This is a genomic window from Pseudomonas sp. Van50, assembly GCF_055390755.1.
The window spans coordinates 3,654,674-3,672,044 of the sequence record NZ_AP024343.1; the positions used below are offsets into that span (position 1 = coordinate 3,654,674).

At 59.0% G+C, this 17,371-nt stretch carries 6 protein-coding genes; 4 read left to right on the forward strand and 2 right to left on the reverse strand.

Annotated elements, in window-relative coordinates; all coding sequences use genetic code 11:
- Positions 1-46: 46 nt before the first annotated feature.
- Positions 47-11,770, reverse strand: coding sequence for a BapA/Bap/LapF family large adhesin (locus ACZ5M5_RS15560; RefSeq protein ID WP_464737555.1), 11,724 nt, complete (start codon positions 11,768-11,770; stop codon positions 47-49).
- Positions 11,771-12,849: 1,079 nt separating this feature from the next.
- Here ACZ5M5_RS15560 and ACZ5M5_RS15565 point away from each other — a divergent pair.
- From ACZ5M5_RS15565 to ACZ5M5_RS15580, 4 genes are read left to right on the forward strand one after another with little or no spacing between them, the layout of a single operon-like run.
- Positions 12,850-13,521 carry a hypothetical protein gene (locus ACZ5M5_RS15565; RefSeq protein WP_464737556.1) on the forward strand — a complete coding sequence of 224 codons (672 nt, stop codon included), beginning with the start codon at positions 12,850-12,852 and terminating at the stop codon, positions 13,519-13,521.
- Complete coding sequence (locus tag ACZ5M5_RS15570; RefSeq protein WP_464737557.1) at positions 13,467-14,354, forward strand: hypothetical protein; 888 nt, start codon at positions 13,467-13,469, stop codon at positions 14,352-14,354. Before ACZ5M5_RS15565 ends, ACZ5M5_RS15570 begins: the two co-directional genes overlap by 55 nt.
- Positions 14,355-14,398: 44 nt before the next feature.
- Positions 14,399-15,010: a hypothetical protein gene (locus tag ACZ5M5_RS15575; RefSeq protein ID WP_464737558.1), complete on the forward strand. Its 612-nt coding sequence runs from the start codon at positions 14,399-14,401 to the stop codon at positions 15,008-15,010.
- Between the two features lie 43 nt (positions 15,011-15,053).
- A complete protein-coding gene (locus ACZ5M5_RS15580; RefSeq protein WP_464737559.1) occupies positions 15,054-15,515 on the forward strand; it encodes a hypothetical protein in 462 nt (153 codons plus the stop codon).
- Between the two features lie 151 nt (positions 15,516-15,666).
- On the opposite strand, the gene ACZ5M5_RS15585 is transcribed toward ACZ5M5_RS15580, so the two are convergent.
- Positions 15,667-17,226, reverse strand: coding sequence for a hypothetical protein (locus ACZ5M5_RS15585; RefSeq protein WP_464737560.1), 1,560 nt, complete (start codon positions 17,224-17,226; stop codon positions 15,667-15,669).
- Positions 17,227-17,371 lie beyond the last annotated feature (145 nt).

A 17,371-nucleotide genomic window follows, 5' to 3' on the forward strand; every position in this document is an offset into this window, starting at 1 on the left:
AGACTTCCCTTACTGTTGAGAGACGAGCATTGCCGTTTTCAATGCTTCAAACCACCTGAATGCCGTTTTGCACCCATAGATGATGGGTCGGATCCTCCTGTGCCGTGAATTGCGTGTAGTCGATGCCGTCGGCCTGTTGCGTGCCGTCAAGCGTCCAGCCGCCGCTCATGTGTACGCTGTCATTGTTGTCTCCCTTGATCATCAGCGTGTTGTGGTCATCAGCGGTGATGTCCAGCAGGTCGCCGAGACTCAGCGTCAGCGACACGGCACTGGATTGGTTCAGGTCAAGCACTTCGATGTTGTGGATCCGGTCTTGCAGATCGCCCAGGTTGATTGCCACATCGCCGCCTGCCCAGAGCAGGGTGTCGGTGCCGCTGCCGCCATCGACCGACACGAATTGCTGGTCGGTGATGATCAACGTGTCGTCTCCGGCACCGCCTTGCAGGGACATGGCCCCGCCTTGGGAACCGTCGAGCGTGTCGTTGCCTTCGGTGCCTTGGATCAGTTCGCTGCCGGCGGCGTTGGCAAGCGAGCCCTGGTCGCTGGTCAGCGCCGCGAAAGCAGTGCTGGCGAAGGCGCCGGCCTTGTTCAGGTCGATGGTCAGCGTGGCGGTATCAACACTGCCGTTAGGGTGCGTCAGTTGATAGGTGAATACGTCTTCCTGGCCGATCACCGCGTCGGTCAGCCCCTGCTTGAGGGTGTAGGTGTAATTGCCATTGGCCTGGACCAGCAACGAACCGTAGGTCCCGACCAGTGTGGTGCCGTTATAGCCCGGCGCCACATAACTGCCCGCCACCAGCACGCTCAGCAAGGTATAGACCGACCCCAGCACATCGGCACCGCCACCCGCGGTATCGGTGAGCAGGTTGCCCGACACCGGCGTGTAGCTGCCGACCACGAACTGGTTGGTATAGGTCGCCACGTTGATCAGGCTGGTGTTGACGGTACTGAGTACCCCCAGGCCGGCCACCGAGACCCTAACTTGATAAGTGCCGGACGCCTGGTCATCGAAGGTGACCCCATAGTTGCCGTTGCCCAGGTTCAGCAGCGAACCGCCGCCGTAGTTCTTGACCAGCACGTACTGGTTGGTGGCGGTGTTGAGTTTGTACAGGCCCACCGTCATCGAGCCCAGTACACTCAGCAGATTGCTGGAATTGACCACGACGGTCAGGTCGCTGACGGTATTGGCCGCCACGCTGGTGCTATAGATACCGTTGCCGCCGCCGAGCAACACGTTGAAGGTGCCGAGGTTGGACTGTGTGGTGGTTTCGCGGTTGACCAGTGTCACGTCAGTCGCGGCGATGTCGGGCGTCGCGTCGACCACCAACGCCGGGCTGCCGAGATTACTGTCACTCCAGATTTCACTGGCCTGCGGGCTGTCGATGCGCACGTACAGGTTGGCGGTGTCGCTCAAACCGTTGGGGTGCACCAACTGGTAGCTGAAGACATCGACTTTGCCAACGCTGGCTGCGCTTCCGTTCGGCTGATAGCTGTAGTTACCGCTCGCGTCGATGGTCAGCGTGCCGTAGAGCCCCTGGACCGTGGTGCCACCTGCGGCGCTGATATAAGCGCCGTTCTTGAACACCTGCAATTGGGCGCCGTTGTCCGGGCCGGTCTGGTCAGGCGTGCCGTCGACGCCAACATTGGTCACCACGTTTCCGGTAACGGCTGGTCCCGCCGTGCCGTTGAACTGCGTCAGGCTGCTGACGTCCAGCTGTAGCTGCGTGTTGACCGTGGTCAGCAGCCCGATACCGGTGCTCGAAACGGTCAGCCGGTAGTCGCCGCCGAGCAGATCACCGATGTTCACCCGAACCCCTTGGCCGCTGAGGGCAATCAAGTCGAGCAGGCCGCCGCTGCCATTGACGTCCAGGGTGACCCAGTTGCCGCTGGCATTTTTTACCTGGAGCGTATAGAACACGCCATCGAGCAGCGAAACCAGGCTACTGGTGGTCAGGGTCAGCGTTGGATCGACGCGCGTACCGCTGGGGACGGTGAAGGTAAAGGTCTTTGAAAATCCTGCGAGCAGCGTCGTGAACGAATCGTTGAATGTCTGTGTCGCGGTGGCCGGCGCGAGCGTGACGGTTGCGGTGGCAAGATTGTCGCTGGCGCTCACCGGGGCATTGACGTCAACATCCGGCGCCGTGACGGTGGCCCCGGCCGAGACATTGCCGCGGCTGTCGCTCAGGCTGACAGTCAGTTTTTCGCCATTGATCTGAGCGCTGTTCAGGACGATGGTGAACACTCCGGCGCCGTTCACGGTGCCGGTGCCGAGGACGGTGCCGGTCGCGGATTTGATCGTTACGGCAGCACCTGGCTCGCCGGTGCCGGTGACCGACAGGCCATCGACGCCAACCAGCAGGCCCGAAGCAACGCCGGGCGGGGTCAGGTCTGGTGCGTTAGCGTTGGCGACCACTGAGACGTTCCCGCTCGGATCGGCCTGCGTCACGCTGAGCACCTGGCTGTTTATTTGCGCCGTCGCCAAGGCCACGGAAAAACTGCCGTTGGCGGCGACCGTGGTGGTGCCCAGTACCGCACCGCCGGCGCTACGCACGGTGATGGTCGAGCCAGGGACACCCACACCGCTGAGCGACGTACCGCTGCCATTGACAGTGACGCCAGTCGGCGCGCCGGGGGCGGTCACGTCCGGCGCGGTCAGGCTGGCGTTGGCCGACAGGTTGCCGGCCGGGTCCACCAGTCGCACCGTCAGCAACTGGCCATCCAATTGTGGCGTGCCGAGGTTGATGCTGAACGTGCCGCCACTGCCCACGGTGCCGGTGCCCAGAAGAGCACCTCCAGCGCTGTAGACGTTGACCGTTGCGCCAGCTTCTCCAACACCGCTCAAGGTTGAGCCGTTGGCACCAAGTACCAGTGCGCTCGGGGCGATGGGGGCTTGGAAATCGGTCGCCGTGAGGTTGAAAACCGTCGAGAGGTTGCCCGCCGGGTCTGCCTGCTGGACAGCAAGCAGCTGGCCGTTGAGCTGGGCGCTCGACAGCTGGACATTGAAGGTACCTGCGGCGTTGACCACGGCGGTGCCCAATACAGTGCCGGCGGCATTGGTGACGCTGACCGTGGCACCGGCTTCGCCCGTACCGCTCACGGTCAGGCCCGTATTGTTCAACGTCACATTGCTCAGCGGGGCCGGTGGTGTCGTGTCGGCGACGTTCAGGCTGGTTGTCGGTGAGAGATTGCCCGCCGCATCGCTTTGACTGACGCTCAACACTTGTCCATTGAGTTGCGGGGCCGACAGTGTCACCGAGAAGCTGCCGTCGGCTGCGGCCGTCGCGCTGCCCAGTACGGCGCCGCCCGCACCGCGCACGGTGACAGTGGCTCCGGCCTCACCGATCCCGCCAAGCACCAGGCCCGCACCGCTCAGTACCAACGCCGATGGCGCCGAAGGGGCTGTGATGTCTGGCGCTGTCACGTTCAACGTGGTCGACGCGTTACCGGCGGCATCGGTTTGATAGGCAGTGAGTATCTGGCCGTTCGCCTGAGGCGCATTCAGCTGTGCACTGAACGTTCCATTGGCGCCTACCACTGCGGTGCCGAGTACCGCTCCCCCCGCGCTCATGACAGTAACCGTCGCACCGATTTCACCACGGCCGGTGACCAGCGTGCCGCTGGCATTGACGTCCAGGTCACTGAGCGGAACCGGCGCTGCCGTGTCGGCGGCGATGATTTCGGTGGGCGGGGAGGCGCCGCCCAATGGCGTGCTCGCGGTGACTTCAAGGCTCTGTCCATTGGTTTGCGCAGGGGCCAACACGACGCTGAACGCACCGTCTGGTCCGGTGACGCCGGTACCAATCAGGCTGGCATCGGGACCGTAGACATTGACCGTCGTGCCGACTTGCGCGGTACCGGTCAGCGTTACGCCGTCCGACGAGAGCGCCAGGTTGTCAGGCGCATCCGGTGCGGGCACCGCGGGGACGGTCAGGCTGACATCGACCGAGACATTGCTCGCGGCGTCCTCCTGGCTCACCGTCAGCACCTGGCCGGCGCTGATGCCCGGATCCAGGGAAATAAGGAATGTGCCGTTGGCCGCCACCGTTCCGCTGCCGACGATGTTGTTCGAGGCATCGAGGACCTGCACGCTGGCTCCCACTTCGCCGCGACCGGCCAATTGGCTAAGGTCAGCGCTCACCGTGAGGCTGCTGACAGCGTCGGGGGCGGTGATGTCGGGCGCAGGGTATAGGCGCGTCGGTGAGTCATTGCCGGCGACATCGGTCGCGATCACGGACAACAATTGTCCGTTGGCCTGGGCCGGGCTGAGCGTGATCTCATAGCTACCATCGCCCAGGGCCACGGTACTGCCTAATACCGTGCCGTTGGCAGACAAGACCGTCACGGTGCTGCCCGCTTCGGCAGTGCCCGCAAGCAGGGTGCCGCCTGTCAACGATGTCACGGTGGGCTGGGCTGGCGCGGTGCTGTCCGGCGCGACGAACAGTATCGGCTCGGACTGGTTGTTGGCACCGTCGGCTTGGACAATCGACAGCAGTCTGCCGTCGAGTTGCGCGCTGCCCAGCGTGACGCTGAAACTGCCATCCGTTGCCACGGTGGCCGTACCCAGCGCGATTGCGCCATCGAACACCGTAACCGTAGCGCCGGCTTCACCGCTGCCGGTCACGGTCAATCCGTTCTGGCTGATAGCCAGGTCGGCAATCTCCAGCGGATCGGTGAGGTCAGCCACTTGGTAGGGCAGTGTCGGTGAGACGTTCAAAGCTGTGTCGGTCTGGTTCACGCTCAACATTTCACCGTTGAGTTGCGCTGCATTGAGCGTCACGCTGAAGGTGCCGTCCGACGCCACCGTCGCGGTGCCGAGCAAAGTCCCGGCAGCGCTGCTCACACGTACGGTCGCGCCGGCTTCACCGGTCCCCGTCAGCGTCAGTCCATCCGGGCTGAGGTTGGTGATTGCGGGCAGCGCTGGCGCTGTTACATCCGGGGCGGTTACGGCCGCAGCGGTGGACGGATTGCCTGCCGCATCGCGCTGGACGACCGACATGGCCTCGCCGTTGAGTTGCGGCTGATCCAGGGTCACGCTGAAATTGCCATCGACACCGACTGTACCGGTACCGATTATGGTGCCAGCCGCATTGGTGACGAACAGCTGTGCGCCTGGCTCACCGACACCGCTGATGATGCTGCCACTCGTGTCGATGGCAATATTGGCCAACGCCGCCGGTGGCGTGCTATCGGGCGCCGCCAGTGTCGCAACCGGTGAGGCATTGCCGGCCGCATCCTCAAGCACCACGAACACAGACTCGCCGTTGGTCTGCGCCGGGGTCAAAGTGATCTGGAAGCGGCCGTCGCTGCCGACCGTGCCGGTTCCGACGACAGTGCCGTCGGCCAACGTCGCGTTGACACTGCTGCCGATTTCGCCGCTGCCGGTCAGCACGTCGCCGCCAGCATTGAATTGCAGGTCGGCGGGTGACGCCGGTGGGGTCAGGTCAGGCGCGGTGACCGATGTAGGCGCGCTGACGTTACCGGGTGGATCGGCCTGCTGCACGCTGAGAATCTGTTGATCTATCTGTGGCGGCGTCAGGCTGACGCTGAACGAGCCGTCTACAAGTACCACGCTGGTGCCGAGCAAGGCGCCGCTGGCATCCTTGACTGTGACGGTCGCACCAGGCTCGCCAGTGCCGGTAACGAGCGCACCTGACGCATTTATACCTACATTGGCCAGCGGGTCGGGCGGCGTGAAATCCGGGGTAGTCAGGCTGACTGAAGGTGACTCGTTGCCATTAGCGTCCGCCTGCACGACGGTCAGAACTTCGGCGTTGGTCAACGCAGGCGTCAAGGCCAGGGTGAAGGTTCCGGTAAGGCTTACGGTGGCGGTGCCAAGCACATTCCCGTCACTGTCGATGACCCTGACTTGTGCGCCGGGTTCGCCGCGGCCGGTCAATGTCGCGCCGTCGCTGCCTATGCTCAGTTGGGACACAGCGGTCGGCGCGGTGCTGTCGACGGAGGTGAACGGCGCGGCTGTCGAGGTATTGCCCGCAGCGTCCGTCAGGGACACGGTCAGCGCTTGGCCGTTGGCTTGCGACGGGGTCAGGGCAATGTCGAACGTGCCGTCAATGCGCACGCTACCGGTGCCGACCAGTGTTCCGGCCGCGTTGTACGCGTTGACTGTCGTACCCGCTTCGCCAGTGCCAGACAACACGGTACCGTCATTGCTGACCAACAAAGCCGCTGGCGGGTTGGGGGCGATCAGATCCGGGGCGATCAGGGTGACGCTGTTGGATTCGTTACCGGAAGCATCGGATTGGTTCAGGCTCAACGTCTGTCCTGCCGTTTGCGCTGGGCTGAGCGTGACGTTGAAGGTGCCATCCGCGGCGACCACGGCACTGCCCAGCAGGACGCCGCCGTTGCCAAGCACGGTCACGGTGGCACCCGCTTCACCACGGCCCGTCAAGCTCGTGCCATTGGGCGCCAGGCTCAGTTCGTCGAGAGACGCTGGCGCCGTTACATCGGCTGCTGTGTAGCTGGTCGGCGACGAATTGATACCGGAGCCTGAGGTCGCCACGGCCAAGAGCTGCTCGCCGTTGACTTGCGCTGCGCTGAGCGTAACGCTGAAAGTACCGTCGCCTGCCACCGGTGCGGTTCCCAGCAAAACACCCGAAGCGTTGCGAATGCTCACCGTGCTACCGGCCGTTGCGGTTCCGGTCAGCGTCAAGCCATCGGCACTGAGCGCCAGGTTGATGGGCGCGCTTTCAGCCAGGTTGCCCGGCGCGACGATCGGAGCTGCCGGGGCGCTGTTGCCAGCGGCATCAATCTGCACGACGGAGAGCGTCGTGCCGATCGACGCTGTTGGAGACAACGTGATGCTGAAGCTGCCGTTGGCATCGACCGTTGCCGTGCCCAGCAGATTGGCATTGGCGTCACGCACTTCCATCCTGGCGCCGGCTTCGCCGGTCCCGGTCAGCGTTGCGCCATCCGCGCTGATCGCCAGGTTGCTGGCGGCCAAGGGGGCGGTGGTATCGGCGGCGTTGAAAAACGCCGGGGTAGAGGGATTGCCAGCTGCGTCGCGGACCGTCACGTTCAGCACTTGGCCGTTGACCTGGGGGCTGCTGAGCGTGAGCTGGAAGGTACCGTTCGCGGCTGCGGTGGCGCTGCCCAGCAGATTACCCAGGCTGTCGCGCACGGTTACGGTACTGCCCGCTTCGGCTCGGCCGGCCAGTTGCAGGCCGCCTGCATTGAGGGTCAATTCGCTCGGGCTGTCCGGTGCAGTGAGATCAACCGAAACCACTTCGATGCCTGTAGAAACGTTGCCGGGCGGGTCTTCCTGGGTAACGGTCAATACTTGTGCGTTGAGTTGCGGCGTGTTCAACGTGACGCTGAACGCACCACCGCTGCCGACCACGGTCGTGCCGAGCAAAGTGCCGTCGGCGCCACGCACTGATACGGTGGCGCCGGGCTCGCCTTGGCCGGTCACAGTCAGTCCGTCGGCATTGACCGCGACTTGGGTCAACGCGGCCGGAGGGCTGATGTCCGGGGCAACAAGGCTGGTTGATGGCGATACGTTACCGTCAAGGTCGATCTGAATGATCGCCAAGGGTTCGCCATTGGTTGGCGCTGGCGTCAGCGTGACGTTGAACGAGCCATCGGCGCCGACCACGGCGCTGCCCAGCAAAATCCCGGTGGCGTTGGTGACGTTCACCGTCGCGCCAACCTCACCGGTCCCGCTGAGCGTCGTGCCATTGGCGCTGATCGACGTGTCTTGCACGGCCGCTGGCGCCGTGCTGTCTACCGTGTCCACTCCGGTAGCAGACGAGACGTTGCCGGCCGGGTCCGTCAGCGATACCTGCAAGGTTTCGCCAGTGTTCCGGGCGCTGGGCAGGGTGACTTGGAAATTGCCGCTTTGGTCAATAACACCGCTGGCCAGCGCGTTGCCGGCGGCATCTCGCACGGTCACGGTGCTGCCTGCTTCGCCCTGGCCGGTGATGACAGTGCCGACGTCATTGATGGTGACACCGGTCGCCGCCGCAGGCGGTTGCAGGTCCGACGCAATGACACTGGCTGGCTGCGAAACGTTGCCGGCCAGGTCGCTTTGGGTGGCGCTCAGGGTTTGTCCGTTGAGCTGCGCCGGGATCAAGCTCATGCCGAATGAGCCATTGCTGGCGACGAGCGCAGTGCCCAGCACCGTGCCGCTGCTGTCGCTCACGGTCACCGTGGCGCCGGCTTCGCCTTTACCGGTCAGTGCACTGCCATTGGCATTCAGGGCCAGGTTGGTCACCGCGTCCGGTGGCGTGCCGTCCGCGGCCGTCACCGTAGCGGGTACCGAGACTTCACCGTTGGGATCGGTGGCAGTGACCTGCAACACTTGCGCGTTTATTTGCTTGGCGTTCAGCAACAAGGTGAAGCGACCGAGGCTGTTGATGAGCCCGGAGCTGAGAACGCTGCCGCTGCTGTTAGTCACCGTCACGGTGCAGCCGGGTGTACCCGCGCCCGTCAACGTGAAGCCGTCGGCACTCAACACCAGATCACTCGGGGTGGCGACCTGCGTGCCGTTGGGCCCCGTCAACGGCACTACGGGCGAGCTGTTGCCGCTTCCATCGGTGCTGATGACCTCCAGGCTGCTGCCGTTGGTGGCGGCAGGACTGAGCGTGACGACGAAGTTGCCGTTTGCGCCAACCGTGGTGCTACCCAGCGCGCTGCCACCGGCAACGCTTACAGTTACGACAGTACCGGGTTCCGCAGTGCCGGACACTTGGGTACCGGCAGGGTTGATCAGCAGATCACTGACCGCCAGGGGGACGGTAGTATCTGGCGCCATGGCACTGGCCGGCAGCGAGCTGTTGACGCCGTCCGACGCCAGCACTTGCAAAACCTCGCCGTTGTTCTGCACAGCGCCGAGATTGACCGTGAAGACGCCGTTACCGCCCGCCGTCGCGCTGCCGAGGAGAACACCATCGGCATCCAGCACCTGGACAATATTGCCCGGCTCAGTCGTGCCGGTTACCGTAGTGCCTGTCGGATCGACAGAGATGCCCGACGGTGGGGGCGGTGCGGTGATATCCGGCGCGGTAATTGATGTTGCGAGTGAAGGCTGGGCGCTTGCATCGGACTGAACGACGCTCAAGACCTGGCCATCGAGTTGCGCCGGACTCAAGTTGACAGTAAAGCTGCCGTCGCTTGCGACCAGCGCGGTGCCCAGTGGCGTGCCATCTGCCGCGTTCACGACGACCGTGCTACCGGCCTGTCCGGTTCCCGTCAATGTCACGCCGTTGCTGCCGAGAATCAGGTTGCCAGGCGCCAGCGGCGGGGTGGTATCCGCCGCCGTCAGTGGCGTGGCTGGGGACGTATTCGCGCCGTCCGATTGACTCACTTGAAGCTGTTGACCATCAATCTGCGGGCTGCTCAGGGGCACCGAAAACGCACCGTTGCCGTCGACTGTTGCGGAGCCCAGCGAATTGCCCGCCAAATCCCTGACCGTCACTGTTGCGCCGGGTTCGCCCAGGCCGCTGAGCAGCGTACCGGCAGGGTTCAACGATAGATTCGAGGGTGCGCTGGGGGCTTGGATGTCGGGCGCCTGGATCGGCACCGCGGGGGAGGGCGAGGCTGACGCGTCGTTTTGAATAACGGTGAGGCTCTGCCCGTTGATCTGTGGGTTGGAGAGGGTGATTTCAAAGCGGCCGTTATCGCCGACAACGGCCGTTCCCAATACAACGCCACCTGCACCAGTGACGGTAACAGTGGCGCCGGATTGACCGGCCCCGGTGACGAACGTGCCATTGGCGGAGATCGTTACATCGGTCACGGCAACCGGGGTGGTCAGGTCGGGCGCCGTCACCACGACGGGTGCGGTCGGGTTGCCAGCAGCATCGGTCTGGATGACCAGCAACTGTTGAGCGTCGATCTGCGGAGTCGACAGGTTCAGGGTGAAACTGCCGTTGCTGCCGATTGTGCCGGAACCAATGATGTTCCCAGCCTGATCTCGCACGGTGACCACTGCGCCGGCTTCGCCATTGCCGCTCAGCGTCTGCCCCTGGGCGTCAAGCGTCAGCCCTGCGAGCGCCGCCGGCGCCTGGGTGTCGGGCGCCACATACGTCAACGGTACAGAGGTATTACCGGCTCCGTCGAGGATGCCGATCAATAAGGTTTCACCGTTGTTCTGCGGGCTGTTCAGCAGCACGCTGAATGTACCGTCCGCCGCCACCAACGCCGTACCGAGCACGTTACCGTTGGCGTCGATGACGGTTACTGTCGCCCCGGCTTGTCCTATGCCGCTCAGTTGGGAGCCGTCCACACTCAAGCTGATGTTGCTCGGCTGGGGCAGGCCGTCCAAGTCGCGAGCGATTACCGTTGCCACAGGCGACGGATTCGCGGCGGAGTCGGTGAGCTGAATGCTCAGCGTTTCACCGTCGATTTGCGCCGCGTTGAGTTGTACTGTGAACGAGCCATTGGCCGATACGAGGGCCGTGCCCAGCAGTACACCTTGGGCATTGGTGACAATGACAGTGCTGCCAGGCTCGCCACGGCCCGTAACCGAAAGACCATCGTTGCTGACGGCCAGATCCGTGGCTGCGGCAGGACCGATGATGTCCGGCGCAGTGAACGGTACGACTGACGAAGAGACGCCTGAGCTGTTCAGCGCTGCGACACTGAGCACTTCGCCGTTGGCCTGCGGCGGATCGAGTGTCACAGTGAATGACCCGTCGCCAGCGACTGTAGCCCGGCCGAGCAAGTCGCCATTCCCCGCGCGTACCTCCACCGTGGTGCCTGCCTTGGCCGTGCCCGTCAGTTGGGTTCCGTCGCTGTTGAGCGCGAGCCCACTGGGTGCAGGGGGCTCAAGCAGGGCAGGCGCGGAGACAGCAACGGCGGAGGACAGATTGCCCGCTGGATCCACAGCGGTGACTGTCAGGGTCTGGCCATCGATTTGAGCCGGAACGAGGATTACGCTGAAGGCACCATCGGCGGCAACCGTTGCGTTGCCGAGCAGAGTGCCGTCTACGGCACGGACCTGGATGGTTGTGCCGGCTTCCCCGGTCCCGCTTAGCTGGGTGCCACTGGCATCGACCGTGAGGTTGGTTGGCGCGTCGGGCGCTGTCGTATCGGCAGCCGTCACTGAGCCCGGCAGGGAAGTATTGCCGCTGGCATCCGTGAGTGTGACCTCCAGCGTCTCGCCGTTGACTTGCGGGTTGCTCAGCTCGATTTCGAAGCGTCCATCGCCGCTGACGGTGCCAGTGCCCAGGACATTCCCCCTCGCGTCACGCACGGTCACCAGACTGCCAACTTCACCCAGCCCGCTCAGTACGCCTCCATTGGCCGACAACCCAAGACCTGTCGGGGCGCTTGGAGCCGTTGTATCGGCAGGGGAGCCGTCCCCACCACCTCCACCACCACCGCCAACTGCACCGGAGGCCGCTGCTGCACCACCGGCACCGAGCAATCCAAGTCCGGCGATTGCCCAAACGGGGGTCGAGCCGTCGACGACTCCGGCTCCCGCAATCAGCTCATCAATCGAGGTGATTTCCTCGAAGGTAAAGCCGTTGAACGGCTCTGCGCTGTATTGCGCTTGCCAGAGCGTCGCGTCCTCGCCCTGGAACACCATGTCGCTGGCGGCACCTTCCGGACTGGTATTGAAGAATCCGGCTACCTTGATTTGCTCGCCATTCTTGAGGGTGAGAACGAGATCCTGGCCGTTGCGACTGGTCGAGGCTACCTGGCTGGGTGCGACAGGGACCTGGACCACGGCCGGCTGGTTGAGTTGCAGGTCGCCCCAGGCATAAGCCGTTAGCTGGGAAGTCGATTTTTCGGCAACGACGATATTATCCATTTGCAAAATCCCTGTCGCTTTGGAGAGAAAACGGGGGCGGCCGTTTACGAGGTATCGATAAAGAACGATAGATTGGATCCATTCCAGCGCAAATTCCGATTCCCGTTTTGCTCAGCTTTATTTATCTGAAGTTTTTGTTACCTATTTGATTTATAGAGAAATAAATTCCAGACCTGCCGCTCGTCACTTTTACAATCCGTCGTCAGTTGTACAGGTTTTGCCTAAATATTTATTGGAAAGCAGGCAGGACGTTTTACTAGCTAACCGGCTCCTAGCTGTCGGACATGAGCTTCTGGCAGAACTGTTCGAAGGCTTGTCGCGGATGGAAGTTTGACCAGGAAGTTTTTGTACAGGCGCGTAGGCGGACGCTGGGTAACTGAGCGCGAGCTTGATGGGTTTTTTGTGCTGATGCTTGCCGGTTGCCGAGCAGTTGCTCCGATCCTTGCCAGGATTAATCGGTCTATCGAGACCTCAGCGAAAAGGCGGAAATTACAACGATCATTGAGAGCAGAACATTGCCAGTGATGAAGAGGATAGCGTCATGAATGAATAGCGTGGCCAGCAGAATCGGCTGAGCTCGCGCCTGGCAATCAATGCGCGGCGAGGCAGGACTTTTTGGTGACTGGACGTCTGTGTGCAAGGGGCGCCATTTCGATGTCCGAGCAGGAGGGTGAGAGCACGGAATCCAGTTCTATCATAATCCATTGTTTAACATAATATACATTATGTGTAAGACGAGCATGTTCGTGTGTGTTGCGTTACACAGGAAATTACCTAGGCTCAACTGCAACGCTTGCTACCATAAGGAGCAGCTTCAGCTGTTGCGCTTATGCCTGTTGTTCATTTGAAAGACATTTCCGTGCCCTCCGGACTCGTTGGTTGGTTGTTGACCGATGACCGTGGACGACCACGCTATTGGTCGACAGTCTGGTCTGCACTGGACGGTGCGAGCTTGGCGCCGTCCACACTACGAACCCAATTGTCCGTGATCGAACAGCTATACCAGTCGGCCAGACGGCTATACCAGGCTGACTGCCTTGTGTGTTCAGCGCCTGGTGAAAAGTCATGCCGATCCTGACATGCTTTGGCTGCTGAGCATGCGCCTGGAGCGTCTGGAGAAGCTGTTTGACTCGCTGGGTATGGTGCCCGCGCCGCCGGCAGAAATTGTCCGAGCGTTGCCAAGCCCAGTGCTGGATGAGTTTTACCAGATCATTGATCCGTACTCGGTTCGTAATCCCTTTAGAAACAGTACGTTACGCTGGCGTAATTACGTATTGTGCCTACTAATGTTGCATCTTGGATTACGCCGCGGTGAAACCCTGGTGCTGCCGATGAATGCATTAAAAAGCGAAAAACGCTTCACCCCGACCGTAGAAACTGTGAACTGGCTGAACGTCGGCGACAATCCGTATCAGCGTGATCCGCGCCAAGAACAGCCCAGCCTAAAAAACAACAATGCCGCCCGGCAGCTGCCTGTGCCGCCAGCGTTGGCCAGCCTCATCAGGACCTTTGTCGAGAGCTACCGACCCTCGACCCGACACAGTTACTTATTTTCCTCGCTGGAAGGCAATCCACTATCATTACGCCAGGTCAATGGTATTTTTGTCACCATATTGTTTTTACCGAAGATCCACAGACATTTTATGATGAGTTGCGGTTTGCGCAAGCCAAAATTCTGGTGCTCTGTGGGTTGCGAATGGGCGAAACACCACTTATACCAGTCGATTGGTGCCAGGAGTTCTCTCATCTGAGTAAAAAGGGCATTCCCGCAAGCGAGTTCGGCGGTATTTCGTCATCGATTGCTCTTAGATACTTTGTTGAAAAAAGAAGTATTTCGGATAAAGATGGCAAACTCTTACATCCGGATATACAGCACATTCCCGAGATATTCAGGGAGATTATTGTTGATTTCCTGAATCGGGTGCTCTTGCTCACCCAGCCGCTCCGCGCCACTCTTGAGAAACAGTATCAATCCAATCGGATTTTGGCTGACTTTCAACCGGACGAATTGGTGGCCGCAGCAGACCTATATCCGTATTTGACTGGCAATCCATTTATATTTGAAGATGACGACGAAGTTCGATTAATTACGAAGTACAGGAAAAATTATGACATTGGCGTACTGGACGAAATTGAAAGTCGACAGTTATCATTAAAAGAACATGGAGGAAAAGTGAAGAATGTCGTACGGCAGTATTTCGCCGTGCTGCGTAGAGGGTATGAATCGCTCACTCCTTTCCGCACAGTGTCCGGGGTGCTTTGTAAGGTAAATTTCAGAAATGGGTACTTTAAGGTGTCGGAGTTAGAGCAGGTGGTGAGATTAAGAATGCCATCCAAGCTCTCACCTCTAAAGCCGTTGCGCACCGCTGCGGGCTCGATACCTCCCCATAATATGTTATTTCTTGCGCCCGTACGCGCGCTATCAGAAGGGAGAAATGATGGGCTATGCGATATTCGCAAATACTGCTTTGTTGGAATCCTCGATACGGTCGATTTACGAAACCACTATTACAAAAGTCAAACTTCAAATACCACTTTTTTCAACGGTATGGGCGCAATGAGGAAACCCAAAGCCTTACAATAAATAGTCATTCTTTTCGTCACGTTCAAAATAGTGAACTCTTTAGGATGGGCGTAGCTGACACGATTATAACTAAGCGTTACGGCCGTCGTAGTGTTGAGCAGTCGTACCGGTACGATCACCGCAGCTTATTAGAAGAACTCGCTTCAATGGATCTACCGCACACGGCACTTGATATTATGCCAACAGGTGGTTCGCAAGTGCTAGCGATGATCCTAAGTGGCAAGGTGTCCGGTCCGATTGTTGAAGAGTTTCGAGAGATTCAGGCGACAATGGGCGATGAGGCGGCATTTCTCTTTCTGGCGGGAGAAGCTGATGGGTTTCACGTTACGCCTTATGGATTTTGCATTAACAGTTTTATGACCAATCCTTGTCCAAAGCATTTAGAGTGTTACGGCGGCTGCCGTCATCTTTGCGTTACAGATCTGAAAAGTCATCAGCAAAATCTATTTGGGCTTCGTGAAAAAATCGCCTTAGCCGTCAATAAAATAGAGGCTCGATTCAGTGATAGTATCGGAAGAGCAAATCAATTGGATCATGCAAAAAAAACGTTAGAAAATATTGATAAAGCATTGGCATGTCGACCTGGTGAAAACCCTTTTCCAGATGGTCCGGATTTTTCGGTGCAGGTCCATCAAGTAGACTTATTTGAAGGCTAGCCGCTTTTGCGCTAAGCCCTGTTACGTGCCTAGCGGAGTCAATATGCCAGCACCGAGCAAGCCAGTACGCCGTACCGCAAATGCGGTTAATCTTGATGACAATCTACTTAGCGTTCTTGAGTCCATGCTGGAAAACGATGAGAGAATAACTGCCCATGCCATTGTGCGTAGAATGGAGAATCTAGGCGCCGTTTCCACTCTCGCGCGGGACACATTCCGCAGAGACCTAATTGCTCACTATCAACAATTGCAAACGACCCGAAACCAATGGGTAGAACGAGCGAAAAAGAACTCTCAAAAACGGCTAATCGCCAGTCTCGCAATGAAAGACGAACGTATAGAAGATTTAGAGCGGCAAGTCGCTCTGCTCACGGCCTCTCACAAGGCTATTATCCTTGCTGTGGGCGAGTTGGGTGGTGTACGTGCATGGCAGCGATTTTTTGCTCATTACGATGAACATACGCTGATGGTCCTGCCCAACCTCAACGAGCATAAGCCTGACTAGACGCCGCTCTCCTCTCCCCTGATCACGGCGTCAAAATACTAATTGAGAACAGCGCTCCATCTGTAATCAGTGTCTTCAACTGGGCGATATATTGCCTTCCTCGATAAACGTCTGTTGTCTATCACTAACTACCAGCGAGAAAAATGAGCAATCAGAAAATCCAGTCAGTTAGACTCGTGTCACGATAAGATATAGCGTCTTTGTCAAACACCATGCTCACTCTCGCTTCCCTTAGATTTTCGATACCTCTAGTCTGCCAGTCACCCAGGCTGTCTCTCCAAGTAAACTGGAGTCTTGCGTCGTGAGCGAATTTCAGCCGCCCGACGATATCTCTGGGTGATAATGGATCAGTCGCGAGACCAAGGACTGCAGCAGGCACCGTCAATTTCGCCAGCACGATGACCTCGCCTCCGTCTGTTACAGAGAAAAACTGGGCAAAACGCTCTAGGCCCTTGGAATATTGACTCTTGTAGATAGCCTGCATCAGTTGTTCGTCCCCCATTAGACGCTCCAATGGAAACTGCTTGGAGACGGCTACACCATCGGCTTGGCGATAATAGAGCGCGAGATGAGGCCTTGCGACAAATGTCTTGTCCATTCGTAGCATTAGACCATCGTCCAACAAAGCGCTGATTAGCGCCGTGACAGTAGAGCGAATAGCTTCTCGGTCCACTGGCTCGTTATCTTCAGGTAGATATAAGCTCATGGCACTCGGAGCAGGCAACTGAGATATCAGCCCTTTGGCAACTGCCAGGCGATAGTTCATCCTCAGCTCGCGCTGGCGCTCCGGCAACTGAAGAAGAAATGCTGCTAGGTTGGTATTAAACGAATCGACCGCCGCGATATGTTCGAGCGCGTCCTCCACTTTGTGAACGGCGTTGCTTTGTAAAAGACCGATAGCGTATTTTAGCGCGAGTTCACCTGCAGGCGAGCTTTTATCATAATTTTTGAGATTGAGGTAGGACTGGTAACGAAGCGGCTCGAATGCCGAGTTATCCTGAAGATATTCCGCTTCAACCTCGATGAGATTTCGATTGCGCGAAAGGATTTGCAGTATGTCGAGCTTTCTCATCGAATCAAAGCGCGGGTCTTTAATCAGCCCAACAAGATCACGTCCCAACTCGTTCTCGCCGACGATAATGCCCCACTCTCCGTCGGCCACTGCTAGCAAGCGCAACGCGTCGTAAAAATCCTGGTAGTCAGACGATGGTGAGCGGACGATCGCCATAAGACGCTTCTTGTCACTTACCTTGAAGTTCAGATCAACAATGGACGTGTTCTGCGATTTCTGCCTAGCGAGTTGGATCATATACGAGTCAAGCAAAGCACGGGTCCGATAGGCATCGAGGGTCTTGCTGGCCTGTGAATGCTCATCTTCAAGCGACAGCCAGGATTCGATTCTCTTCGTCATGAGCGTTTGCAAGGTGGACTCAAGGTTATTGGCTGTCAGCCAGGCGAACACACCACCGACTATAACTACCGCAGCCAAAACGTAGGTGAGGATACTGACAGCTCTATTTACTGGTGCGTTGGCTTGGTCGATGAGATCCTTGCTTAGCTCATACTTGAGCTCTTGGATTCTCTCCTGACAATTGCGTTGTACATCCTTCATCGCTTCCAGTGACTTAGAAGACCGTCGCTCGACCTTTTTTGCCAAGCGTCGCATCTCATCAGCTGTTTGTTCTAAATTAACAACGTTTTCGTGGTTCATTTAAACTCGTTTTCAAGTTGTTTATTGGCCTTGGCCATGATTTACAGATCGGCTGTATCGACCAATCCCTATTCAATTGTTATCGGCATGCAGACTTGATGAGTCAATCGTTTGTTTTAGTATTTTTTTAGGCCTCAAAGTTCGA